Genomic DNA, 25,251 nt, shown 5'->3' on the forward strand with positions numbered 1-25,251 from the left:
TAAATTCTCTTATAAAGCAAACAAAGGCTTAAATAGTGGTTAAGCAACATTGGCAGCATAGAGATTTAAAGATACAATTTGAAACAATACTTTTTTGTGCAGCATACAATTATGAATGGTATCAGTCGGCTCGATATAAAACAGTTAAGAGTACTCAGTAGCTTATTAGAACTGCAAAATCTTTCACAAGTAGCCAAAAAAATGGGGTTAACGCAACAAGCTATTAGTGAGCAACTACGAAAACTACGAGACTTATTTGACGATCGCTTGTTTATTCGCCAAGGCAATAACATGGTTGCTACTCCTAAAGCGCAAGGGCTCAAGGCACCTATTAATAATATTTTAAAGCAATTAGAGTCGTTACTAGAGCCCGAGCAGTTTAGCCCGCAAACTTATAAAGGTGTGTTTACCATAAGCGCAACCGACTACGCCACGCAGGCCTTATTGCCGCAATTATTTAATATTACTCGCCGCGAAGCGCCAGGTTTAAAGCTGATTGTGCGCGACTTTGCATCAGATAACGTTAATCAACTTATAACGGCAGGCGAGCTTGATTTGCTGATAAGCTTTCCAGAATTTATACCCGACAACCTTTCTTATATCACTTTGTTTGAAGAACAGCATTTGTGTATTACCGGTATAGGTAACACTACTTACACTGAACCTTTGAGTTTGGCGCAATTTGCAAAGTATCCACAGCTAGTGGTGTCGCCATCTCGTGCAAATTTGCGCGGATCGCACGATCAGTGGTTTGAAAGCCAAGGGCTAAAACGTAATATTGTTATGTCGGTACCAAGTTTTTCTGCGGTGCCCGACATTTTACATACAACCGATATGCTCGCGTTTTACCCATCAAGATTATTACCAAACAGCAAAGTTAAACAGCTAAAAATAGAAGCTCTGCCTCCTACATTTAAAGTAATAGCCGCATGGCACCCGCGTACTAATAAAAGCCCTATTCATAAATGGTTGATAGAGCAATTACAAAACTTATAAAATCCGTAAAAATGCAACAAGATCTAAACGCTCTTGCTTGGTGAGTTTTAATGGTTTTAACAGTTTCGTCGTTTTAGGAAAGTGTGGATCGTTTAATTGGCTTTTCCTAGGCTTAGGTCTTGCTCCACCATGGTTGTACATGTTTACTATGCCTAGTAGGTCATCAAAAAGCCCATTGTGCATCCAAGGAAATGTTTCAGTTAAACCAAGTAGAGAAGGGGTTCTAAATAACCCTATATCACTTGGATTATTTGTAAAATTAAACCGGCCTTTATCTTCAAAACTACGGCCGTAGTAATGAAGGCCAGTGCCATGAAATTGGTTGTCACTTAATAGTGCGCCATTGTGGCAAGTCATACATTTTGCTTTGGTTCTAAATAAATGTAATCCGTTTAATTCATTATCGGATAAACGTCTCAGCGCTTTTTTTGGATTACTCTGAACCTCATTAATAAATGATTTAAAGCGAGTATTAGGTGCAATGAGTGTTCGCTCAAATGCAACGAGGGCTTCTGCCATTTGTGCCATAGAGAGCGTATTTGAATTAAAAGCACTTTTATTAAATGCCGTATAGCTTTTATCTTTATTGACCCGCATTAAAGCTTTTTGTGGATCTAAGTCCATTTCAATTGGGTTGCTAATGGGCATAAGTGCTTGTTGCTCAGCTGTTTTAGCGCGACCATCCCAAAAAAAACTTTGCCACTGATCTATACCAAAAATTGCAGGGGTATTGCGTGTGCCTATTTTCCCATCAATACCCACTGCGGTTGTGCGGCCATCATGAAAGCCTTTGTCGCGCTCATGGCAGGTTGCGCAGCTAACGGTATTATTACGCGAGAGCTGCACATCATGAAAGAGCTTGTCACCTAAAGCAACATGCTCAGGTTTTGGCGAGGCTACAGGCAAAAGCGACATGGGCTCAACACTTCTGCCATCACTGGTTTGAATAGCAGGCCAGTGTGCTTGGCCTTTGCTATACAGTGAGCGTAAATCGTGGCTACTTGTTGGTGTGGCGTTTAAGCTAAATGAGCACAGAAAAAAAATGCTTAATAACCTAATCATAGTTATAGCTAACTCCTAGCCAAAACATACGCCCAGGCTCAATACCAGATGCGCCTTCGTTTACTGTGTAAGTACGTGCATTCAACAAGTTAGAAATATCTGCTCTTATTTCAACTGACTGGGTTTTTGTTAGGTTGTGGCTATAGCGCAGGCTAAGGCCTAGCATGGTTCTGGCACGAATTTCTTGTTCTTCGTATACATCAACAAGTGTTGATTCTGCAGGACAATTTGCACAGCTCTGTTCAAGGCCTATGCTTTCGCTTGCGCCGGTACTCACTGCGCTGGTGTAGCTATCACTGAAGGTTACGTTAAGCCCTGTGCTTAATGAATTGCTCCAATCAACATTCCAACCTAGCGCACCGGTAATCGGAGTGCCAAAGTTTGTACGAATTTGATCAAGTTGTCCAAGCGTTACAAGCTCGCCGCTGCCACTTGCATTTTCGTAGTAAACGAGTTCGTCAAGGGGGGTATTTTCAGCAGTGGCATTGTAGTCGTCGTTAGAGACTTTGTTTTCAGCGTATGAGGCGTTAGCCCATAATGAATGGCTACCAAACTGCGCGCTCCACGAAATAGAATAGCGCTCTGAGCTACCATCACCTTCGTTGGTCATACGAATATATTTATAGCCATCGCTACCTGCTTCTTCATCGGTAACCTGAGAAAATTGCTGATGCTTTTTACGTTTGACATATTTAAGCGATACATTACCTGCTTTTTCAAATGAATGTGCAATACCTAATGCGAGTTCGTCATCGTACGGGGTGTTTACATCATCAAAGCGGTACTTAAACGCGCCAGTATAGTTAGAAGGTAGCCACCCTTGCAGGTAACCGTTTTCAATTGGGCGGTATTCTCGATATGAAAAACGCTGCTGTTCTTTGACTTTATAACCAATAATGGCAGAGTCGTAATAGCGGTTAACGCCTGCACTAATAATAGTGCGGTTGTCGTTAAATACGTCGTAACCCAGCGATATACGTGGCGCGATATTATGATTTGCTAAAAAGTCATCATATTCGTAGCGCATACCTAAGTTTAGGTTTAGCTGCCCTAATGTGATGCTATCGGTTACATAAAACGAGGCACGATTAAGTGTTACGTTAATGTATTCGGCAGGGGTGACTAAACGGCCATTAAAATACTGCGCTGTAGCGGTTACATTATTTGTATAGGCAGTAATGTGCGATTGATTATTAAAATAAATTTCGCCACCAAGTTGTGCTGCTAACTCATCAATAGAAATAGTGGTTTGAAGTGCTTGGCAATCAAGTGTGTAACCGCTGCAATTAAGTGGCGTACTCGCGCTAGACCATATAATAGGGGAGTCGTAGCTGTAGCTATTTTGTATGCGTTCGCGTTCTACTTCTTGGCGAATAAGTTCAATACCGGCTTTAATGCGGTGCTCAGTGCCTGCAAACTCCAGCGTTTTAAAATCAAGGGTGTTTTTCCAGCTGGTGGTGTATTGGGTATTATCTAGGGCGCCATATCCCCCTTGGCGAGAGTAACGAGTTTGCGCATCGCCTTGGTCGGCGTATTGCCCCCAATCTTTCCCTTTGGCTTGTAGCCAGCTATAAAAGTGAGCTGGGCCTTCTCGGCTGCTGTCACTCATACTAAAATTAAGATTACTGTGCCACGATGCAAAGTCAAAATGCTCGGTTAATGCCGCAACGGCGCCAATAGCACCGCCTTCTAAATGAAAGTTACTGTCTTTGGCATCCGTTATAAAGTTATCAACTTCGTAGGGGGAATACATTAGTGTTAAATCTAGTGCATCTACCCAGCTATTTCGGTAGCCATACTTCACAATCGCATTTATGTTTGTTCTGCTTTGGGTTTTTACTTCCCCTAGCGATAAATCGCTGATGTCGCTGGTTAAGTAATTAACGCTCATCATTAATCCATGGCGCTCATTAATTTGTTTATTAGCACGCAGGTTATAGCTAATTTTTTCGTATTTAGGCTCTTCAAGAGTACTTTGGTCAACATTTTGCTGTGAACTGTCTTGATCAGCCTCAATAAAATGATAACTCCCCCAGCTACTTTGATTCCCCCGCACGCCAAAACTAAAGCTGTTGTTTGCAAATACGCTTTTGGTTTTACTATCAACAATACCACCCGAAAAACCACCAAATTCAGCCGGTATGTTATGGTCGTAAACTGTGATTGATTCAACTATATCGGAGCTCACGTTCATACTTTGTACGCCACCCGACACATCGTCTGATGAAGAGCTTAATCGGCTGCTGCTTGCTGGGTCTATGCGGTTATTGTAATTTAACCCATCTAACGAAAACCCTGTTTGCCAAGGCTGCGCCCCTGAGATTGATATTTCTGGCGCGCTGATCTCAGCTAAGCTACCAATAGAGTACGCTTCGTTACTTAGCTGCACGCCAGGGAGCAATGCAATTAGCTCATTTATATCGCCATTGCCTTTAGGTGTGGCGTTTATAAAATCACGGTTTAAATAAGAACGCCCAATAACTTCGGGTACTTCTATGCCTATGTACTGGCCTTTTACTTCAATATGCTCAAGTGCTTCACAGCGCTCTTTTTGCTCATCTTTAAGTTCGTTACATGGCTGTGGCTTTGGTTCGGTCTGCTGTTGCTGCTCTGCGGCGTATACACCCTGAGAAAGCAAAAGCAGACACGCGAGGGTAGTCGGTGTCTGCATTTATTACGGCTCTTATTTAAATACCTAGTGGGGTAGTGTCTTCGCTATCAATGACGCCATCGTTATCGGCATCTTGGTCGGCAATTAATCCTGCTAAGGCTATGTCTTCATCGCTGGTGTTAGGTAAAAAGAAGTTAGGTAAGCCGTCGTGGTCGGTATCTACGCTTGCTATCGCTATGCCTCTAAAGTCATCGCGAGAGGCGACTAAGTTGGTCATGCCTATGTAAAGCTCAAGCTGATCGGCTTCGCCATTAACCCCGTTACTAATTAAGCTTTGTGCTTTGCTAATGTTGTTAATTAACGTAAAACTGTTAACTAAGTCTGCCATGTTGTCGGCAATAATTGTACCGGCAAAGCCCAAAATAAGAGGCTCAAGCGTATTTAAAAGCATGCTAGCTTGTGTTTTTGCATTACTATAATTTGCTGAAAAGTCGCTAATGTTCGCTGCGTTTGAACCCATACTTGAAAGCATAGAATAACGTAAAAATTCACCTGTTTGAGCTTCTTCTAAACCAATTACTTCGGCTTTAACAGCGGCTAAAATAGTTTCTAGCTGATCGCTTGTTAACTCATTTAACGCAGGTGTTATTTCTGTAATTGCATCATTTAAAGTGGTGCTTGCAAGCGATGTTTGGTTTGCATTAACTAAGTAACCTAAGGTTTCTAGGCGGGCTTCAAATCTGTCTTCGGTATCTTCATCTAGTGCAATATAGCTAAGTAGTTGATTGTGTACACCGGCTACTTGCTCCGCTAAGCCGCCTTCAATTAGCGATACTATTACTTGATTATGCGCCGTAATTGATGAGCTATTACTTAGCGTGCGTATGTCGCCATCGTTAAGCGTATTAAGTATGGTTAAACATTTATTAGCCGCACTTGCTGTATCACCACCAACTCGCGCTGTTAAGCTTACTAATGACTTACAGCCTTTAAAACCCGTTAAAAACGTGGTTGATGACTCTTTGCTAATGTATTCATCAGAGGCTAAAAAGTCGCCCGCATAGGTAAATACTTGCTGTGCTAAGTCGTTTCTGCCGGCCTCACTTAAAATTAGGCCTGTGCCTGGGACGTTATCAAGTTCGGTAAGTGCTCTAAAAAATTCGTTGTAATCGCCATTTTCAGTAAAAAAGCTGCGAGCTTGTGCTGCGGCACTTGTTATATCTTCACCGGCAAGTAGGCGGTTAGCTATATTAAAGCCATATACTTGCTCTTGCGCGTTGTTTATATCGGTTTCGCTGTCTGACAGCGTTATTGCTGGGTTTTCGTCGCTTTGGTATAAGCCTTCAATTAAGCCCGCTAAAAATTGAATAGGGTAAGTGTAGTTATCTAATGTAGCGGCGCTGTATGGCGACGCTGAGTAGGCGTAGTTACTATCAAAACCGGTAGAGTCATACATAGCAAGGACTTGGTTAGTGTAATCTTTCGCTGTTTCAAATTCGCCAGCTCTATAAAGGTATTGCGCAGCCCAAGCCCCGTGCAACGTTTTGTATTGCTCGTATGGTTGGCCTTCGTATTCGCCGCTACGTACAAGTCTGTAACCCGTTTTTACCGCAAGTTGCGCGTAGTTATTGGCAAGTAATTTGGCTTGAGTTAAATCGCTTTCATCTAGGCTTTGTGCATAGCTTTGTAGGGCATCATCTATTGATAAGCGTACGCTATTTAAAAAGTAGCCATAGCTTGATGTGTATTCGTCTTCGCGTACTTGCTCAGCGTATAACGAAATTGTATTCAACAAATTACTTGCTTGCGAGACTTGATCGGCGTCTAGGTAGCTTTTTACTAAAGAGTAAAGTGCTGATGCGTCTGATGAGGCAATGTTATCGAAACCTTTATCAGCTAAGTATTGGTTGTAGGCCGCTACCGCTTGGACGCGGTAATCGTTTGCTTGCTCTGTTTGGCCTATTTCATCAAGTGCTTGCGCCACATCTTTTAGTGCCGAAGAACGCGCCGTTTGCTCGTTTATAAGTGCTAAATAGTCGTTAGCAGTATCTAAAAATCCTGCACGCGCATAGGCCGCAGCTTGGGTTGCGTATATATCGTAACGAGACAGTTCGTCAGCAATATTTGCGCTTAGTTCATCTGCTTGTTTTAGATGAGATAGTCTAGAACTGTAGTAATAATTAAGTTTGTCTTCGTTAGTTACATAAGAAGGGCTTAACGAAATAATTGCAGTTAATGGCTCGCTAATTAGGCCATCTGTGTAACTAATTTCAAATTGCTCATCAATGCTGCTTAGAGTTTGTGCCTCATAGGTAAATTCACCCGTGGTGCTATTTATGCTCATTACACCATTACTAGGTGGTGTAATTAAGCTAATAGTTACGGTGTCACCATCTAAATCTTGCGTAGTAATAATCCCTTGTGTGGTGGTTGAAGAGGTAACAAACACATTAGTGGTTAGTAACTGTGGTGCATCATTAACATTTTCTACGCTAAAACGTACTACAACATTTGCTGTTAAGTTGCCATCGCTTGCGCTAATTGTCGCGGTATCTTCGCCATAATAATTACTAAAAGGCGTATACGTAAATTGACCATTTGCTTCTACTGCTATAGTGCCGTTACTTGGTGCATTAGCAAGTGTGTAGCTAAGGGTATCGTCGTCGGTGGCTGTTACTTGAGCAGTAAATGGAGTGTCTTCATTTACAGTAAAGCTTAAATTAGGTTGTGCAAACTGCGGGGCTGTGTTGCCAGAGCCACCACCACAGCCAGCTAAAGCAAGGGCGCATAATATTGGGGTAAACTTAATTAGCTTGTTCATTGTTGTTAATATAAAAAGTTAATGATGTTGCGAATGATAACTGATATCAATTAGATTTAAAAGTTTAATCTGTATTTGTATTATAAATATTGAGTATTCAATTGAGGTTGAAAATGTCCCTAAAAAGCAAAACCCTGCTCTTAACAGGGTTTATATTGCAAATAAGAGAGTGTTACTAAATGGAGGGGTACCAATTAATTATTTAAGATCGTTAATAATAAGAAGGGGGAAGTTTTTAGCTGAGCGAGGTTGCCAATTATTATAGCTAATATTGCTAATTCCAAAATAGTTAAGCACTTTAGGTGAATAAGTCCAGCCACGGGCACGTTGCTTTATAGCTGCGCTGCGTAAATTGGGTTTTAACCCTACAGTGAGTAAATCATGATTTACGTTTAATTTTTTGTATAGGGCTTTTTCGCGCAGGCTTGCTTTATTAATTATCTCATCGTAATGAGCACGTAATTCTTCCCACTTTTGGCTTTTTTGCGGCTCTTCTAAATGCTTTACCATGGCATCAATATCACTGTCTAACCATTTTGCTGAGGCTGCATCGCCATGCCAACCGATAATTGCATTAGGTTCTATTGTAGTAGGGTGCCCAGCAAGCAACACATAATTAGCACACGATGAAAAACAAAACTGCTTTATATTTACGGTTAATTTATGCGCCAAAATTAGCTCGGCTAAATCCATTCCTAAAGCTATGTTTCCGCCGCCGCTGGTAATAGTAAAGGTATTAATTGTGGGATTGTTTTTTAACAGCTCAGCTGCTGTATTGTTATTTTGTTTGTTGATTTGACCACTATAAATAAGCGTTTTATCGCTTAAAGTGACTTGAGCCTGCAATAACGTAGGGAGTATTAAAAAAAGGGTAAAAATTAATTTATGCATGTGGGTTTTGAATGAGTATTTTTGCCAAAGGCTACGTAATTTGGCTAAGCGAGGCAAATACTAATTTGTCTAAAGTAAGTTAACTCCTTTTAACCCACTCTTAACCCTTGCCCTAATAAGCTATGTGTAATAGTACGAATTAGGCATAGTTAAATGGTTTATTTTAAAAAGCACTCAACCAGTTTGTTATTTGCACTTAGTTGTACGCTTGCTGCATGTAGTAGTCAGCCAAGCTATCAAGGTAATAGTACTGAGCAGTCGCTAAAACAACATACAAACTGGCAGTACACGCAAAATAACGCACAGCAAGTAAATTACATTACCGATTTGGTGGATATTGAAGGGCTTGATTCGCTTATTGAGCAAGCTGTTACTAATAACCCATCGTTTAATCAAGTGCATGTTGCATTAAAATTAGCTTATGCGCAGCGTGATGTAACTGCTGCAAGTCAGTGGTTTAGTGTAGATGCGGGATTTGACGCGCAGCGCAGTGAAACCGAAGGCACGCAATATAGCTCATCAGTAGGTATAAGCTGGGAAGCCGATATATGGCAAAAAATTGCTGACAATGTAGCCGCGCAAGATATGACTATTGCCAGTAACCAAGCTACCTATCAAGGCGCTAAAGACACATTAGTAGCGAGTGTTATTCGTACTTATTTAAATATTATTTTGCAGCAAAATTTGCTCGATATAGAGAAGCAACGTTTAGTTGTTTTACAAAATAATGAGCAAAGTATTGTAGAGCGCTACCAATATGGGTTAGGTGATTTAGAAGCGCTTGATACCGCCCGTACTAGCACGGCATCTACTCGCGCAACCATTGCCGACTATCAAGAGCAAATAGCAAAAGCAAAGCGTGCTTTAATGCTAATTGTAGGCACTGATAAACTTCAAAACCTGCCAAATACATTAACACTACCAAACGTTATTGAGCCATTAAGTACATTACCAGAGCAAGATTTAGCGCGCCGACCTGACTTACAAAGTGCCTATTACAACATTCAGGCAAAGCATTACTTGGTTGATGTATCGTACAAAGAGCTACTACCTAGTATTTCGCTTTCGGCATCACTGAGTGATTTAGCAAGCACGCCAAGCCAAGCATTATTAACCAGCCCAATGTGGAGTTTATTAGGCAGTTTAAGTGCCCCTTTATTTGAAGGTGGAGCACTGCGTGCGCAAGTTGATATTGCAAAATTAAATGCCGAGCAAGCGTTTTGGCAGTACCAAGATACGCTGCTAAGTGCGGTAAACGAAGTTGAAAATGCACTCGGGCAGGAGCAATCATTAACCGAGCAGCAACTGCAAATTAGCAATGCACTTGCTAGCGCTAAACGCAGCTTTAGTAACTATCAAAGTAAGTATCAACAAGGTTTGGTTGATATTTTAGATTTGCTAACAGTGCAACAAAAAGTATACGACCTGCAAGCCCAGCTTAGCCAAATAAACTACACCCTTTTAACTAACCGCATAGATTTAGGCCTCGCTTTGGGCCTTGGAGTATCGTCATGAAAATTTCGCCAACACCGGTTGTTGTAACGCTTGTTGCTATTGTTTGTATAGGGCTTGCTATTGTGTATAACGGTCAAAAAATGGCTGAAAAAGCAAATAGTCCACAACCTGCCGCTATTAAAGCTATTGCCCCAAATGTATCGGTAATTAATGCAGCTCCGAGCACTTATCAGGCTTATGTTAGCGGCCAAGGTGAAGCTAAAGCGCATTGGTCACTTAGCTTAAAAGCACAAGTTAAGGGCGAAGTAACCAGTATGAGCGAGCAATTTGCGACCGGTAACTTAATAACTAAAGGGCAGGTGTTTGCACAAATTGATGACACCGAATATTTACAAGCTCTAGCTAGCGCAAAAGCGACATTGGCTGATGCAAAACTAGCACTGCAAGAAGAACAAGATTTAGGTAATCAAGCAAAACGTGAATGGGATCGCTCAGGCGTTACACAAGCGCCAAGCTCGCCGCTTGTATTTAGAACGCTGCAGTTAGAAGCCGCGCAAGCTACGCTCGATAAAGCACAATATGCACTTAAAACCGCACAGCGTGATGTAAATAACACCCAGTTAAGTGCACCATTTGACGCTGTTATTTTATCGCGCGATATAGATTTAGGTACTTATGTGAGTATTGGCGATACGCTTGCCACGCTAAACAGCACTGACAAAGTAGAAATAACGGTACCGCTTTCATTAAGTCAGTGGCAAAACCTAGCAAATAATAAATCAGGCGAGGTTATTTTAACTGATGTAACCACTAATACTAAATGGAACGGTTATATTGCACGTTTTGAGCAACACCTTGATGACAGCTCGCGTCAACGCAGCGTAATTGTTGCCTTAGATAAACCGTTTGAGCAAACAACGCCGTTACTGCCTGGCACATTTTTAGCGGTAGAAATTGCCGGTAAGCAGTTAAGTAACGTAATAAAACTGCCTGCTTCGGCGGTATCTCAAGATGGCTTAATTTGGTACGTCAATGATCAAAATAGCTTAGTAAGCACACACGCTAATAAAGTATTTGAGCGTGGGAATTACGTATATATTACGCCAGTAGATGGTGCTAAAAATCTAAAAGTGGTGGCGCGCCCACTTGTTAGTTACTTAAACGACATGAAAGTAAATCCAATAGTTGAGGAGATACAATAATGAGCCCTCATCAACCACCTCAAATACCCAGTAATAATAACCCGCTGCACGGTATTATTAATTGGTTTGCAAATAACTCTGTTGCCGCTAACTTATTGTTAGTTAGTGTGATTGTAATGGGTATTATGTCGCTTACGACTTTACGTAAAGAGGCATTTCCGAGTTTAGAGCCAGATACTATTTCGGTATCGGTGGTTTACGACAGTGGCGATGCATTGCAAGCCGAAGAAGGAATAGCGTTAAAAATTGAAGAAGCGCTCGAAACCGTATTAGGTATTAAACGTATTACCTCTACATCCGATGCTAGCGGCAGCCATGTAAGCATTGAAAAAAGTACTGATTACTCACTCGATGAGTTACTTGTTGACGTTAAAAACCAAGTTGACGCTATTAATAACTTTCCCGCAGATGCTGAGCAACCTGTTATTGATAAAGCCCGTAGGCAAGATCATGCATTAACGCTGCAACTTTTTGGGGATGCCGATCGCCATACATTACAAAACCTGGGTGAAAAACTTAAAGCCGATTTATTAGCGCAATCAGGCATTAGCGACGTAGCGCAATCGGGTGTGCTCGACCCGATGATGTCCATAGAAATCGACGAAGGTAAATTACAAGCGTATGGCTTAACTATTAGTGATGTAAGTGAGGTCATTAATAATGAGTCATCAAGCCCGCTTTCGACTAGTTTGCGCGATAGCAGTAAAATTATACGCTTGAAAGCCGCCGACCAAGCTTACTGGCAGCGCGACTTTGCCAATATTGTATTGTTGAGCACTGCATCAGGCACGCAAATTAAGTTAGGCGATGTAGCAACAGTTACCGACTCATTTGCCGAAGACAGCAACTCATTAAGCCGTTATAACCAACAAAATGCCGTAGGCGTTGAAATTTTAATGGGCGATAACAGCGATATAACTACCATTGTTAAGCAAGCTAATAGCGTAATAGATAAATGGCACGAAAGCGGTTTATTACCCCAAAACGTAGAGCTTGAAAGCTGGCACGACAAAAGCACCATGATCACCGAGCGTTTATCGCTACTTACTAAAAACGCGGTGACCGGTATTATTATGGTGTTTGTAATACTTGCCATATTTTTAAACGTACGCGTAGCGCTATGGGTGGCTGGTGGCTTGCCGTTTGTATTTTTTGGCACGCTTTATTTTATGACCGATGGCTACACCGCACTGACCATAAACGAAATGACCACCTTTGGCTTTATTATGGCGCTGGGCATAGTGGTAGACGATGCCGTTGTTGTGGGCGAGAGTATTTACACCACACGTAAAAAGCATGGCGATACATTAAATAACACGGTTTTAGGTACTATGAAGGTTGCCGTGCCAACAATATTTGGGGTGTTAACCACCGTTGCCGCGTTTGTGGCGCTTTCGAATGTGTCAGGTAACTTAGGTAAAATTTACTCTCAATTTGCTACAGTAGTAACTATTTGTTTACTGCTTTCAGTTGTTGAATCAAAACTTATTTTACCCTCGCATCTAGCCCACATTAGTACTAAACGCCAAGTTAAAAAAGGCTTAGGAGGTCTGTGGTCAAAAATACAACATGGTGCTGATAGTGGCTTAAACTGGTTTAGTAAAAACATTTACTGCAAGGTTATTGAATTTTCACTGCGCTTTAGATACGCCGTAGTCGCTGCGTTTATCGCCTTTTTTATACTGGTTATTGGCATGCCAATGACAGGCACAGTAAAGGTTGGTTTCTTCCCAAGTATTGCAGGCGACACCGTAACAGCCGATTTAGTTATGCAAAACGACGCTGCTTATGGGCAAACAAACACAAATTTACTAACGCTTGAGCAAAGTGCATTACAAGCAGAGCAAAACTTAATGACCAAGTTGAGCTCTGACAAAAGCGAAATAACCAGCCTACAAGTCATTAGTAGCAGCGACACCAGCGGTGAAGTAAGCGTTGAGCTATTAAACGAAGGCGCTTTTACAGCAAGCGAATTTGCTCAAGAATGGCAGCGCGTAGCAGGTAGCCTTGAGGGCAGTAAAAAATTACAAATATTAGCCACGCGTAAAATGGTCGATAACTTTAAAGTTGAACTTAAAGCGTGGGACGACGAAACCGTAATGGCGGCGGGTGCACTATTTAAGGAGCGCTTACAAAATACCGCAGGCGTTAACGGAATAGACGACAACTTAAACCCAGGTCAGCCACAGCTTAAATTTACCCTAAATGCACAAGGGCGCGCGCTTGGCATGGATACAGCTAGTTTATCAAAGCAAGTACTGCAAGCCTTTGGTGGTGCAGTTGTACAGCGCTACCAACGTAATAAAGACGAAGTTAAAGTACGTGTACGCTACCCAGAAGATGCTCGTAAAACACCTGCCGATATAATGCAGTCGCGTATTCGCCTACCCGATGGCACGGTTGTCCCTTTAGTTAACGTAGCCACAGTAAGCAGTGAATATCAGCAAGATGAAATAACCCGCATTGATGGACTTCGTGCAATTTATTTAAGCGCCCAAGTAGATAAAAACGTGATTGCTCCAAACGAGTTAGTTGCTAATTTAAAGCGCGACTTAATTCCTGAGTTAACACAGCAATTTCCTAACTTAAGTGTGTATTTTGCAGGAGAGGCAGAGCAACAAAGCGAAACCACCAGCTCAATGAGCACTATGTTTGTAGCGGCTTTATTAGTTATTTACGTGTTGCTGGCTATTCCGCTTAAATCGTACATTCAACCTATGTTGATTATGGTAGCAATTCCGTTTGGCATTGTGGGCGCTATTTTAGGACATTGGTGGAACGACTTAACCATTAGTATATTGTCGTTAAATGGTATTTTGGCGCTCAGTGGGGTAGTTGTAAACGACAGCTTATTACTTGTTTCACGCTTTAACGAACTAGTAAAAGAAGAGGGCATGAGCACGCACGATGCCATCGTTGAGTCGTGTACGAGCCGATTACGTGCGGTATTACTTACCTCAATTACGACGTACGCAGGCTTAGTGCCGCTACTTAGCGAAACCTCAATGCAGGCACAATTTTTAATTCCTGCTGCGGCATCACTTGGGTACGGTATTTTGTTTGCCACGGTTATTACCTTAATACTTATACCGGCATTATTGATGATTCAAACCGATGCTAAACGCGGTATTGATGCTGTGCTAATATCGCTAGGTGCTAAAAATAAAACGCAGGAAGTAGCCTCTTAATGATAAACGTACTACTGGTTGAAGACGACATAGATTTGGCAACCACCATTGTTGATTATCTCGAAATTGAGTCAATAGAGTGTGACCATGCAAGCAATGGCGTAATGGGTTTAAATTTAATAGAACGTAATCAATATCAAATGATTATATTAGATGTAAACATGCCCAAAATGGACGGTTTAACCATGTGTAAATCATTGCGTGAGCAAGGCATTGATATACCTGTATTAATGCTGACAGCGCGCGATAGCCTGGACAATAAGCTTGAGGGGTTTGCAGCCGGTAGTGACGACTATTTAGTAAAACCATTTGCGATGAAAGAGCTAGTAGCGCGGGTTCAAGTATTAGCAAAGCGTAAAAGTGGAGAGGTTAAGCGACTTACATTTGCTAATTTAACACTTAATTTAACCGCGCATACAGCAACAGTGGCAGAGCACAGTTTAAAGTTATCACCCATTACTTTTAAGTTATTAGAAGTGCTTGTACGAGAGCAGCAAAAACCGGTAACCCGACAGGTAATTATGCAAGCAATATGGGGAGGCGATCAGCCAGACAGCAATAGCTTAAAAGTGCATATTCATCATTTGCGTAAACAGCTAGAGCAGGCGCATTGCCAAGCCGTACTAGAAACAATACCCAGTGTAGGGTTTGCGCTAAAATTAAAAAATGGGACACAAGCATGAAAATTAGACCCAGCCTGAGGTTGTATTTTTTTGCCACCATGGTGCTTTTAAGTTCATTAATGGCAATTGGTTTTTCGTTTTTAAGTGTTAATTATTTTATTGATGGCTTAGACCGAGGGTTAAACGGAGTTATGTTTGAGCTTTCGCAAACCACTGAAGTTGAAGACGGTCAGCCAAAAAATATTGTTGGATTTAATGTGGCAAGCCGTTGGGAAGACATGCCAGAAATAATACAGCAAAAATTTGAAGTTATGCCAAATGAAGCAGGCGTACTACAAAAAATGAAAGATGACACCTCATTGTTTGCTATGCCCGCAGACTTGTTTTTTGTTGTTTACTATCAAAACCCAAATGGTGAGGCGCGTTATATATCGCGCATTATGCTTGAAAAAGATCGCCCTAAAAGAATGGGAACTGTAAAACCAATACACCGTATGACATTGATAGCCATAACAGGTTTTGCAGCCATTGCCTTATTTACCTTCTTTTTGTTTATGGTAATGAAAAAAATAGCTAAGCCAGTTGAATCGCTACGCAATTGGGCTAAGTCGTTAAATCAAAATAATTTACAAAACACGCCGCCCGATTTTACCTATAACGAATTAAATACCTTAGCAACGTTAATACGCAGTAGCTTACTTTCAGCTCACGACAGCCTTGAGCGAGAACAGCGCTTTTTAAGTTATGCGAGCCACGAGTTACGTACACCAATTTCGGTTATTCGCAGCAACGTTGAATTACTTAACCGCTTAAGCGAAAAAGCCCCTTTAAGCGACAAACAGCAACTTACACTGCAGCGAATAGAGCGCGCCGGTTTAACCATGAGCGATTTAACCGAGATGTTATTGTGGCTTAGCAGAAATGACGACCAGCAAAGTTCCCCAGAGCCTGTAAACCTAGCTGTTAAAATAACGACCTTGGGTAACGAACTCGATTATTTACTCAATTCAAAACAAGTTAATGTACTTATAAATACTGATAACCAAAGTACGACTATTAGTACCGAAGCCACCGCATGCCACATTGTGCTTACTAACTTAATACGTAATGCGTATCAGCATACGCAACAAGGTCAAGTGCGTATTACTCAACAAGGTAGCCGCGTAATTATAGTAAATAGCAGCGAACAAACGGATATGCCACACACTGCTAATAACACAAACAAGCCCGCCAATATTGGCTACGGTTTAGGATTAGAGTTAAGCGAAAAAATAATAAAACGACACGGTTGGGTATACAAAGTAAACGACATGCCTGGGCGTTATGAAGTGGTGGTCGATTTTAGTTAATAGACTTTTTTATACTTAGGTTGTTACATTCAAAAATATTTAATTTAACGCTGAGAATATAAAAACTTAGTGATAGTAATGTGTTAAGTAATTTGTTAAGACTATGAATAGTAAAGAATATTAACGATAGACTTACATGGAGTGTTAATTCATATGTTCAAATTCATAATTATTTTAATCTCAATTACTTCTTTCAATGCCTTGGCTGCAGAGAAGGTTAAACTTGGAGTTGTGGGGAACGTTGGCGCTGATGGTTTTTTTAGTCCGACGGTAACATCATTTTATTATTGAAAAAGTAGAGCCTAATTCATCCGCTGAAAAAGCAGGGATTGTTGCAGGACAGGAAATCATTTCTATAGAAGGCTGTAAAATTCCAGGCTGCCCTGCCAGTGAAGCAAAAGAATTAATGCGCAAGGAGTCTGGAGAGATTTTACAATTACTTTTAGAGAATGAAGATGGTAGCCAAGTACCTTTAAAAATCCCTATGAATGCTTGGTAAACCTAAGACGTTTTTAAAATACCTAAATATATCCAGCCTATAAAGTATGTTTATTCCCAAAGCGTGGGTTTGTGTAAATGAACTAGATGCAATTGGAGTATTACTTACTCGGTTTGTATGTAGGTTACTGCTTAAAGTAATTGAGGTAGATTAAAAAGGTTTGATCAGTAATAACTTTATTTAACTAATTAATGAATACATTGGTATTGCGTTAAATACGGCAATACCAATAATTATTAGATTAAAGCTTATAAATCGCTGCGCCAACCCATACCAGACTCTTCCATTAAACGCTCGTACACGCCTTCCATGTTAAGCGGTAACCATGCATCAAACTGTTTAAAGTCACTAAATTGGTCTAATTTTACATTTTTTTTAATTTCATCAAGCGTATTACCGGCTAAAACGCCTGCTGTTACTTGGCTGTATAAAAGCTCTAAATAACTTAAATAGCGCGCTACATCAGCCTTGCTGCCAATATCGGCATGTCCGCCTACAAAGGTATCAAAGTTATATTTGAGTACCGCTTGGGTTGAATTAATCATGCCTTGAATATCGTAGCTCCACAGCTTTTGCCACGGCATTCTGCCAATAACAATCCAATCAACTACAAATAGTGTTTTTTGCTTTTCGAATAATATACTAACCGAACCACGACCATCGTTTGGACCATGGTAGTTAAGCTTTACTGTAGAATCACCAAGGGTAAGTAGTAGCTCGTTATCAAAAGTAAGGCTGGGCGTTACTGTTTTCATTTGCGTGTTTTTAATATCTTGCGCAGCGAGTTTATGCGCTACAAACGTGGTGTGCGGGTTTTTAAATACCTCGGCGCCGTAAATATGATCGCTGTGATTATGGCTATAAATTACATACTTTACCGGTACGTTATAGCGGGTTTTAATTTGCTCGTTTAACCAGGTGGCGGCTTTTTTTATTAAGCGGGTCGGTAACAATTGCACCTTAAGAAGTGATTAAAAATACTGAGCGGTGTCTGTCGTCTATAAAGCGGTGTAAGCCATCTCCTAAGTCTTCTATTTCATAGGCTTGTGTGGCAAAGCCTATAAACAATAGGGCTGTGGTTAATAGTTTTTGTAGCAAGCGGGGCATACACCATTCCTTTTTAAATTGATTAAATTAATAACGCTATTAAAAGAAGAAAGCATTAAGCCGTAAAAATTTCAGCTATTGGTTAAATTAAAGCTTAAGTAAAAGGATCAAATATAAGGATGAAATAAAAAGCCATTATAAAAATGGCTTTAGATAGGTTGGGTTTATCTTTGTGTTAGTTGTTGGTTTATTTCTTCAAAGATACTGGCATCATCTATGGTTGAAGGTATTTGTAGCTCTTCGCCATCAACTAGTTGGCGCAAATTTTTACGCAGTATTTTACCCGAGCGGGTTTTAGGTAACCTATCTACGCTAACTATATTTTTAAGGCACGCAATAGCGCCAATTTGATTACGAACACTTAAAACAAGCGCTTGTTCTACGTCGGTACTTGAGCCTATAAAATCATTTTTAAGCACGATCATTCCCATAGGGAGTTGCCCTTTTAGGGGATCGTTTACACCAAAAACAGCGCATTCGGCAACAGCAGGGTGCGCGGCTACTATCTCTTCCATTTCGCCAGTAGAAAGCCTATGCCCTGCTACATTTATAACGTCGTCGGTTCTGCCCATAATAAATAGGTAGCCGTCTTCATCAATATAACCGCCATCGCCAGATAAATAATAACCTTCGTATTCATTTAGGTAGCTCGCTTTAAAGCGCGAGGTATCTTGCCAAATTGTTGGCAGGCAACCCGGTGGAAGTGGCAGTTTAATTACCACGGCGCCTTGCTCGTTAGCTGCGCATTCATTGCCATCCATATCTAATATTCGCACGTCAAAACCTGGAGTAGGCACTGTAGAGCTGCCAGGTTTTGTTGCTAAGTACTCAAGCCCTACAGGGTTACAAGCAATAGCCCAGCCGGTTTCTGTTTGCCACCAATGATCGAGCACTGGCAGTTTGGTTTTTTCTTTAAGCCACTCGTAAGTGGGAGGATCTAACCGCTCGCCGGCTAAAAACAAACGTTTTAAGCTAGAGGTATCGTATTGATTAAAACCATCGGCATTGGGGTCTTCTTTTTTAATCGCTCTAAATGCGGTGGGGGCACTAAATAATGCATTTACTTTATATTCTTCAACCACGCGCCAAAATGCACTAGCGTCGGGTGTTTTAACCGGTTTACCTTCATATAATACGGTCGCGCAGCGATACATTAGCGGCGCGTAAACTATATAAGAGTGCCCAACTACCCAGCCAATGTCAGACGCTGCCCAAAATACGTCGCCGGGCTTCATACCATAAACGGTTTCCATGCTGTATTGCATTGCCACTGCGTGACCACCATTTTCGCGCACTACGCCTTTGGGTGTGCCTGTCGTGCCTGAGGTATATAAAATATAAAGCGGATCGCTACCATTTACAGGCACCGGATCTGCGCTTGCAGCCGTTTGCATTGCCTGAGTCCAATCTATGTCTCGTTTAGGCTTAAGAGTGGCGGTTACTTGTGGACGCTGATAAATAACGCAGTGTTCTACTTTGTGAGTAGCTAAGTCTATTGCGTTATCAATAAGTGGTTTGTATTCAATAACGCTGTTTACTTCAACACCGCATGAGGCGCTAAGTATAAGTTTGGGCTTGGCATCATCAATGCGTACAGCCAATTCGTGTGCAGCAAACCCACCAAATACCACCGAATGAATAGCACCAAGGCGAGCGCACGCCAACATACCAATAACCGCCTGTGGGATCATTGGCATATAAACAACAACGCGGTCGCCTTTTGTAACACCTAACGATTGTATTACTCCTGCAAATTTAGCAACTTCTTGTTGTAGTTGTGAGTAGCTATAAGTTTGCTTTGTATTAGTGACTGGAGAGTCGTAAATCAGTGCAGTTTGCTCGCCAAATCCGGCAATAACGTGTTGGTCTAGCGCTAAAAAACTGGTGTTTAATTGCCCGTCACTAAACCAATGATAAAGCCCGTCGTCGTCTTGTGTGTATGCTTTTGTGGGGGTTTTATACCATGGAATATTTTTACTTTGTTCGAGCCAAAATTGGGCTGGGTTTTGTTTAAAGGCATTATATTGCTGTTTATATTCGCCTGACATGTAAGGCTCCTAAAGCTAAATTTGTGTGTGAGAGACCTTACAAAATGTAGGCTTTTTTTAGCAAGCAAGCTATTCGACCTTGGTCGGTTGAAAGTTAATCAACACACTGGTTTTAAAAATACAAAATTGACAATACAAAGCGTGTGGTTCAGCATGGCGGGCAGTAAAAATAAGAGAAAATACGATATGAGTAACGTAGTAAGAGTTGGTGTGGCGGTTATCATAAAGCATCAAAACACAATTTTACTAGGTGAGCGCATTGGCGCGCATGGTGCTAATACATGGGCAACACCTGGTGGACATTTAGAGTTTGGTGAAAGTGTTGAGCAATGTGCAATACGAGAAGTGTTTGAAGAAACAGGTTTAAAGGTAAGTAAAATTACTAAGCTTGATTTTACCAATGATATTTTTACAGCAGAGAACAAGCACTATATTACGCTGTATGTAAAAGCTGATTTTGAAGGCGGAGAGCCTGAGCTTAAAGAGCCTAATAAATGTTTAAAGTGGCGCTGGTACGATATTAATAATCTACCAACGCCACTGTTTACATCACTAAAAAATTACTTATCTGAGGCTGTACTAGCCTAGTTATTTTGTTGGCGGTGTCGCTGGGCTTAACGCTAGTTTACTAAAGCTTACTTGAGCGTAATCGCCATTTTGTTTATCTGTAGACCAATCGCCAGTACCTAAACAACCTGGGTACCAAATACCTTTCGCGCTTTTAGTACTACATTGGTTATAAGCGCCGGCTTTAAAGTAATGCCAATCTGCAGCGTAGCCATGTGGATGGTCTTTTTCGTCCACTTTGCCATAAGCATCTACGTTATTACCTAAGTTAATAGAGTAATTAACGTCTTCTTTGCCTTGTGCGCTAAATGTAAGGTGCATAACATTTTTATACACATTTACCGTGTAGCTAAATTCTTCACCTAGTGCAATACCTGCACCGCCTGGCTCGTTAGGGTTTTCCCATGTATTACCCCAAACTGGGTAAGTAATGTCTGTACGATCAGGATTCGTTTTAGCTAAGTTACGTTCGTAGTTCCAAAAAACTGAGCCTGTTTTATGTCCTGGCCATTTTTTGTAATATATTTTAAGTGGCTCATTGCCCCAGCCATAACCAAGCTTGGTATCAATAAGTGCCTGATCTTTACCTGCGTGAATTTGCCCTATAACAACCGAGTAAGCTGCTTTTTTATCAGGGTCGGTAGCACGTAGCGCAACGTGATCTACTTTTAATGTTGCTTCCATTTTTCCACCAACAGAACCAAATCTGTCAGATAGCGGGTGAACAGCTAAAGCAAAGTTGTTTTTAGAGTGTTTAGTTTTAATTTTAGTATTTGATCCACGGATCATTTGTCTAAGTTCACTACGGGTATTAGTAGAGTTAGCACTTGTAAGCGCTTTATTAGGGGAGGTAAATACCATGTAGCCTTTTTCATCAAGGTAGAAAAAATCAGGGTGTGCGTAAGTCTGAATTTCTTCTACATCTATTTCATCAATTTTACCGTCGTTGTTTAAATCCACTGGTACATTTATTTTCCAGTGAGATAAATCAAACTTTGTTGCAGGTACCGGCGCATCGCTTTGCTGATTAGTGCTTTGGGTACTTGAACAAGCGGTAAAAAGTAAAGGGGTGATAACGGCTAAAGCCGTAAGTTTAAATGTGGATGTATTTTTTATCATTATTGTCTCTGTGTGATGAAGTAAAAATTGTGCGGTACAGGCATCGCTTAATCTCAATCTAGCATACCAATTTAACAATTAAAACTTACCAATTAGTAAAATTAAATATTTTTTAAATGATTTTTTGTTATACCAATTTGGTTTAGGTGTTTTTTAACGGCTTTTATGGAAGTGTTTGCGGTATGTATTTTATATGTGCTTGGCTATTCATTTAGTGATGTTTAACGTAGATTTTGGCGCTAAGGTGTAGTCTATTTTGGGGGGGAGGAGATTTTTAATTTTGTAGTTTGCTTTGCCGCGTTTAGCAAATAACTAAATAACCACTGCCAATAACTAATGTCGGGCTTTAACTATGGTTAGTGCTGCAAGTTAGTCGTGTTTGGTAATAAAAGTTGCCACTTGTTTAAAATGGCATGGTATTCACCATTTTCTTTAATACTACTTAATGCGTCAGAGAGTGCTTTAGCTGTTTTAGGATTAAGTTGATTACTTGCTGCAAAATTAAGTGAGGAGGGAAGATCGCTTAAATGAATTCGTTTTGTTATTAGGCTAGGATCGAGTCCTAGGCTTTTTAGCTCGTTATTAAGTGTAAGTGTATTAGTTACTACAAAGTCGATTCGGTTTTTATAAAGCATTTGCCAAAGTTGATTATAGTAACTGACCAGTATTAAGTTGTTATTTTCGGTAAAGCCTTTTTGCTTTAAGTAGGCTTCGCTCAGGTAGCCACGAATGGTTGCTACTTTATACTCTTTAGCAAAATTTAAGTGAACAACTTCATCTATATGGCTTTTTAAGCTAATTAAATAAGCATCTGCAAAATACACTTCCCCTAACCACTAATGCCGTTCACTTAAGGTGAGCGGCTTTTTTATTTCTAGCGTACCGCTGTGGTCTTGGCTTGACTGCACGAGGAAAACCTCGATCCCTTCGAGGCTCTAGAATTAGGCTTTCTGCCATCGCATAAAAGTATTTTAATTGACGTGGTATGGCTCCAGGTGTTGAATAAGGTAATCCAACAAGCAACCTCATTATTTGAGCTAAACTACCATTGAAACTCAGTTGGTACGGTAAATAATCACCTTTTAATGTGTGGCACATTTTTACCATCTGATATCGCACCATATTATAAGTAAGCAACACTCCCCACAGCTCTTGCTTTACAAGCGCTGGTAAGCGACTTCTTAATGTTAATCGATTGCCCAGCATATATTGCTTTTGTTCCCGATAACCAAGCTCTATCTCCCAGCGGTGACTGTACAAATCACCTATATCGGCTGATAGATATCGCATCGGATCTGTCATAGATGTCATCACACTATATGATTTCCCCTTTATTTTTCGAGTCACTAACCTCGCGATTAAGGTGTTAGGCAGCGTTGGCCACATCTTTCTTGCTCTTGGGTTGCTGCTAAGTTGGACTAATTTATCATTACGCCCTAATGTTTGAATAACTTCATATTGCACATTTTTTTTCAGGGGGATTAGCCAATGGCGTTCACTGCCAGTTGTTTGCCATTTATGTAAAAGCCCTAAAGAATAGAAACCTTTGTCGAATAAAGTGAGACTGTTATCGGGTGTGGTTTCTATAAGCTTTTCAGCCAGCACCATTTCATTGACCTTGTAATCATCAAAAGCACTCCCCGTGATTAGGTGGCTGCTTAGCTCCATTTGACACACCATTCTGACCTGTGGGTATTGTGTATTAGTCGGTTTTGTAAAGGCTTCATTGTTTTGGGGTGAGTCATCCGTACGCCAAACGACACCATCGACACCAAGCAAGGTAAGCCCATTCCAATGAGGATGATTAGCGTCATTATTCCAATGCCTTTGGGTGCATTCAAATAAGGCTTTCATGGCGGCTTCACCTAGGTTTTTACGACGCTGAGTTAAAGCGCTTGGCGCAACAAATGGCTTACCATCGCGGTCAACAATGTCGAGCATATTAACGACATCGGCCATCGATTTGTCATTATAAATAACCATCCCGATCAACAACCAAGCCATCGATTCTAGGGTTAGTTTTCTTTTTCGTAGTGTAACGGTTTCGGTCAGTGCATAGGCTTCTTCGATAAGAGATAAAGGGAGTAAGTCTGCGAGTGTTTCAACGTCATTAGGTTTGATGTTGTTAATAATATCGAGAGCATTAGAAAGTTGCATAAAAAAATCCGAATTCTACAAAAGAATTCGGATTCTTACATACCTAGAAGATCGTTCAAGTGCTATTAACTAATTCTTAAATGATCGGCATTATCCCCTAACCACGTATATTTATTAATCCGCTCTGGGGTTTTTAACAAAGACAACATTATGGCGTTGGTATTTGTTTTATGCTCCTTAAAAACGCGGGCCATAGGCATTATTGCAAAATTAGCGGTTAAGTTTGTTTGCTTCACAACTGCTTTGGCAATGTCGACTAAAGCGCCGCTTATTTCACCTTGCTGATTTTTAAAGTGATAAGGAGGAAGGTCTTCAGCTATAAAAGTAACCGAATCGGCGTTACACAGGGGGCTATATAAAATAAATACAAAAGCACTTAATAAAACACGCAAAAACATAAAAAATCTTTTAAAGCAATAATACACCTAGTGTAGAGAGTGTTAACTAAAACATATATATATTATGTTTATATAACGTAAATAATTTACATTTACTTGGCTGTACTTGCTGTTTTGTATTTTATAAATTGTAATGGCGAGCATTTATGCCAGCGTAAAAAAGCTCGATTAAAAGAGCTTTGATCTTTAAATCCTAAAATATTAGATAAATCAGCAAGTGGCATGCTGGCTATTAATGTATCTGCACGTTTTTTACGTTCTTTTTCAAGTAGCTGAGCAAAGGTTAAGTCTTGTTGTTTTAAGCGTCGTTGTAGCGTTCGGGGTGTTAAATTAAGCGCATCAGCTATGCCTATTAGGTTGCAGTTTTGCAAGGTAGTTTTAGCTGTAAGTAACTGATTAACTTTATCGTCAATAGACTGCTGGCTTTTAAAGTTAGAGAGTTGCTGCTCTGACAATTGCTTAAAAGTAGAATTAATAATGGCGTTATCGGTTTTAAAGGGCAGCGTCAAATAATCGCTCGGAAAGCTAATTTGATTATATTCAGCACTGCTTTTTACAGGGCATTTAAACCATGATTCAAGGGCGCGCCTTTGCGATGGCAACCAATTATAAGTGAAACTAATACTACTTGGCGAAAGCGTTAAATTTATTAACTGGCGAATTACACTTACCCACGCGGTCATGTTTCGTAAAACAACATGCTCATTACAACTTTGATGAGCAATCCAACGAATAGTTGCTGTATCAGTATTTAGTTCAAACTTGGCTTTACCAATATCAGCCACCAAGCTGTCGTAGCTTAACAATGCTTTAATGGCACTGCTTAAGTTATCGCTTGATTCAATTAAGTAACCTAAAACGCCGTAGTCAGCAGTGCGAATTTGCTGACCTAGGGTAAAACCAAAAAGAGGATCGTTAAGTGTTTTTTTGCCATAAACTAATAAGGCATTGTAACTATTTAAACTAATACGCGGCGCTAATTGATGGGTACGTTGATTACTAAATTCGTCAAAGCTAATAGCGTGCAAAGCCGTTTTAGTACTAATGCCTTGCGCTTGTAAGTAATCAAGAATACTTGAAAAGTAATGATCAGCCAATGTGTGCATTTGTCATCTAAAGCTAAAAAATAGTCGTGTATTAGCAAGTTTGCCACGTTAA

16 protein-coding genes and 3 pseudogenes are annotated in these 25,251 nt (G+C 40.6%); 8 read left to right on the forward strand and 11 right to left on the reverse strand.

The features are described 5' to 3' along the window. The first annotated feature begins 78 nt into the window (after positions 1-78). Positions 79-996, forward strand: a complete 918-nt coding sequence (locus tag ABX891_RS05095) for a LysR family transcriptional regulator (protein ID WP_206013204.1) — start codon at positions 79-81, stop codon at positions 994-996. Here the strand turns inward: ABX891_RS05095 and ABX891_RS05100 are convergent. From ABX891_RS05100 to ABX891_RS05115, 4 genes are all read right to left on the reverse strand, one after another. After that, on the reverse strand, positions 991-2,058 hold the full coding sequence (locus tag ABX891_RS05100) for a cytochrome-c peroxidase (protein ID WP_024605820.1): 1,068 nt from the start codon (positions 2,056-2,058) through the stop codon (positions 991-993). The genes ABX891_RS05095 and ABX891_RS05100 overlap by 6 nt on opposite strands. Beyond that, positions 2,051-4,729, reverse strand: a complete 2,679-nt coding sequence (locus ABX891_RS05105; RefSeq protein ID WP_354629018.1) for a TonB-dependent receptor — start codon at positions 4,727-4,729, stop codon at positions 2,051-2,053. The genes ABX891_RS05100 and ABX891_RS05105 overlap by 8 nt, the downstream gene beginning before the upstream one ends. A 16-nt stretch (positions 4,730-4,745) precedes the next feature. Further along, positions 4,746-7,490: a cadherin-like domain-containing protein gene (locus tag ABX891_RS05110; protein WP_354629019.1), complete on the reverse strand. Its 2,745-nt coding sequence runs from the start codon at positions 7,488-7,490 to the stop codon at positions 4,746-4,748. A gap of 198 nt (positions 7,491-7,688) precedes the next feature. After that, the gene (locus ABX891_RS05115; RefSeq protein WP_354629020.1) at positions 7,689-8,381 is read right to left on the reverse strand and encodes a hypothetical protein; all 693 of its coding nucleotides are present in this window, start codon (positions 8,379-8,381) and stop codon (positions 7,689-7,691) included. Positions 8,382-8,534: 153 nt separating this feature from the next. Between ABX891_RS05115 and ABX891_RS05120 the strand changes: the two genes are divergently transcribed. The 6 genes from ABX891_RS05120 (at position 8,535) to ABX891_RS05145 (ending at position 16,697) form a co-directional block, all read left to right on the forward strand. After that, complete coding sequence (locus tag ABX891_RS05120) at positions 8,535-9,896, forward strand: TolC family protein (RefSeq protein WP_354629021.1); 1,362 nt, start codon at positions 8,535-8,537, stop codon at positions 9,894-9,896. Further along, positions 9,893-11,038 (forward strand): efflux RND transporter periplasmic adaptor subunit, encoded by a 1,146-nt coding sequence (locus ABX891_RS05125; protein WP_354629022.1) that lies wholly within the window; start codon positions 9,893-9,895, stop codon positions 11,036-11,038. Before ABX891_RS05120 ends, ABX891_RS05125 begins: the two co-directional genes overlap by 4 nt. Continuing rightward, the gene (locus tag ABX891_RS05130; protein WP_354629023.1) at positions 11,038-14,226 is read left to right on the forward strand and encodes an efflux RND transporter permease subunit; all 3,189 of its coding nucleotides are present in this window, start codon (positions 11,038-11,040) and stop codon (positions 14,224-14,226) included. Before ABX891_RS05125 ends, ABX891_RS05130 begins: the two co-directional genes overlap by 1 nt. Further along, positions 14,226-14,909, forward strand: coding sequence for a response regulator transcription factor (locus ABX891_RS05135; RefSeq protein ID WP_354629024.1), 684 nt, complete (start codon positions 14,226-14,228; stop codon positions 14,907-14,909). The genes ABX891_RS05130 and ABX891_RS05135 overlap by 1 nt, the downstream gene beginning before the upstream one ends. Then, on the forward strand, positions 14,906-16,198 hold the full coding sequence (locus ABX891_RS05140; protein ID WP_354629025.1) for a sensor histidine kinase: 1,293 nt from the start codon (positions 14,906-14,908) through the stop codon (positions 16,196-16,198). The genes ABX891_RS05135 and ABX891_RS05140 overlap by 4 nt, the downstream gene beginning before the upstream one ends. A gap of 286 nt (positions 16,199-16,484) precedes the next feature. Next, entirely contained in the window at positions 16,485-16,697 is a 213-nt protein-coding gene (locus ABX891_RS05145) for a PDZ domain-containing protein (protein WP_354630107.1), read from the forward strand. Between the two features lie 248 nt (positions 16,698-16,945). On the opposite strand, the pseudogene ABX891_RS05150 reads toward ABX891_RS05145, so the two are convergent. Further along, a pseudogene (locus ABX891_RS05150) lies at positions 16,946-17,804 on the reverse strand (MBL fold metallo-hydrolase). Between the two features lie 164 nt (positions 17,805-17,968). Then, positions 17,969-19,852 carry a propionyl-CoA synthetase gene (locus tag ABX891_RS05155; protein ID WP_354629026.1) on the reverse strand — a complete coding sequence of 628 codons (1,884 nt, stop codon included), beginning with the start codon at positions 19,850-19,852 and terminating at the stop codon, positions 17,969-17,971. A 186-nt stretch (positions 19,853-20,038) separates the two neighbouring features. Between ABX891_RS05155 and ABX891_RS05160 the strand changes: the two genes are divergently transcribed. Beyond that, positions 20,039-20,440 (forward strand): nucleotide triphosphate diphosphatase NUDT15, encoded by a 402-nt coding sequence (locus ABX891_RS05160; RefSeq protein WP_024605810.1) that lies wholly within the window; start codon positions 20,039-20,041, stop codon positions 20,438-20,440. Here ABX891_RS05160 and ABX891_RS05165 read toward each other — a convergent pair whose 3' ends face one another. From ABX891_RS05165 to ABX891_RS05185, 5 genes and pseudogenes are all read right to left on the reverse strand, one after another. Further along, on the reverse strand, positions 20,441-21,538 hold the full coding sequence (locus ABX891_RS05165) for a polysaccharide lyase family 7 protein (protein WP_024605809.1): 1,098 nt from the start codon (positions 21,536-21,538) through the stop codon (positions 20,441-20,443). A 356-nt stretch (positions 21,539-21,894) separates the two neighbouring features. Then, positions 21,895-22,374, reverse strand: a pseudogene (locus ABX891_RS05170) (type 2 periplasmic-binding domain-containing protein); the annotation flags it as partial. A gap of 10 nt (positions 22,375-22,384) precedes the next feature. Beyond that, entirely contained in the window at positions 22,385-23,695 is a 1,311-nt protein-coding gene (locus ABX891_RS05175) for an IS4 family transposase (protein WP_309167426.1), read from the reverse strand. Positions 23,696-23,790: 95 nt separating this feature from the next. Then, positions 23,791-24,093, reverse strand: a pseudogene (locus ABX891_RS05180) (transporter substrate-binding domain-containing protein); the annotation flags it as partial. Between the two features lie 92 nt (positions 24,094-24,185). Beyond that, positions 24,186-25,199 carry an AraC family transcriptional regulator gene (locus ABX891_RS05185; protein WP_354629027.1) on the reverse strand — a complete coding sequence of 338 codons (1,014 nt, stop codon included), beginning with the start codon at positions 25,197-25,199 and terminating at the stop codon, positions 24,186-24,188. Positions 25,200-25,251 lie beyond the last annotated feature (52 nt).

This window comes from Pseudoalteromonas sp. NCIMB 1079 (genome assembly GCF_040567695.1).
Taxonomy (GTDB): domain Bacteria; phylum Pseudomonadota; class Gammaproteobacteria; order Enterobacterales; family Alteromonadaceae; genus Pseudoalteromonas; species Pseudoalteromonas distincta.

Bases quoted from the DNA above. Each gene is read 5' to 3' on its own strand.
- ABX891_RS05100 (WP_024605820.1), bottom strand. From the start codon at position 2,058: ATGATTAGGTTATTAAGCATTTTTTTTCTGTGCTCATTTAGCTTAAAC.
- ABX891_RS05105 (WP_354629018.1), bottom strand. From the start codon at position 4,729: ATGCAGACACCGACTACCCTCGCGTGTCTGCTTTTGCTTTCTCAGGGT.
- ABX891_RS05110 (WP_354629019.1), bottom strand. From the start codon at position 7,490: ATGAACAAGCTAATTAAGTTTACCCCAATATTATGCGCCCTTGCTTTA.
- ABX891_RS05115 (WP_354629020.1), bottom strand. From the start codon at position 8,381: ATGCATAAATTAATTTTTACCCTTTTTTTAATACTCCCTACGTTATTG.
- ABX891_RS05120 (WP_354629021.1), top strand. From the start codon at position 8,535: ATGGTTTATTTTAAAAAGCACTCAACCAGTTTGTTATTTGCACTTAGT.
- ABX891_RS05125 (WP_354629022.1), top strand. From the start codon at position 9,893: ATGAAAATTTCGCCAACACCGGTTGTTGTAACGCTTGTTGCTATTGTT.
- ABX891_RS05130 (WP_354629023.1), top strand. From the start codon at position 11,038: ATGAGCCCTCATCAACCACCTCAAATACCCAGTAATAATAACCCGCTG.
- ABX891_RS05135 (WP_354629024.1), top strand. From the start codon at position 14,226: ATGATAAACGTACTACTGGTTGAAGACGACATAGATTTGGCAACCACC.
- ABX891_RS05140 (WP_354629025.1), top strand. From the start codon at position 14,906: ATGAAAATTAGACCCAGCCTGAGGTTGTATTTTTTTGCCACCATGGTG.
- ABX891_RS05155 (WP_354629026.1), bottom strand. From the start codon at position 19,852: ATGTCAGGCGAATATAAACAGCAATATAATGCCTTTAAACAAAACCCA.
- ABX891_RS05160 (WP_024605810.1), top strand. From the start codon at position 20,039: ATGAGTAACGTAGTAAGAGTTGGTGTGGCGGTTATCATAAAGCATCAA.
- ABX891_RS05165 (WP_024605809.1), bottom strand. From the start codon at position 21,538: ATGATAAAAAATACATCCACATTTAAACTTACGGCTTTAGCCGTTATC.
- ABX891_RS05175 (WP_309167426.1), bottom strand. From the start codon at position 23,695: ATGCAACTTTCTAATGCTCTCGATATTATTAACAACATCAAACCTAAT.
- ABX891_RS05185 (WP_354629027.1), bottom strand. From the start codon at position 25,199: ATGCACACATTGGCTGATCATTACTTTTCAAGTATTCTTGATTACTTA.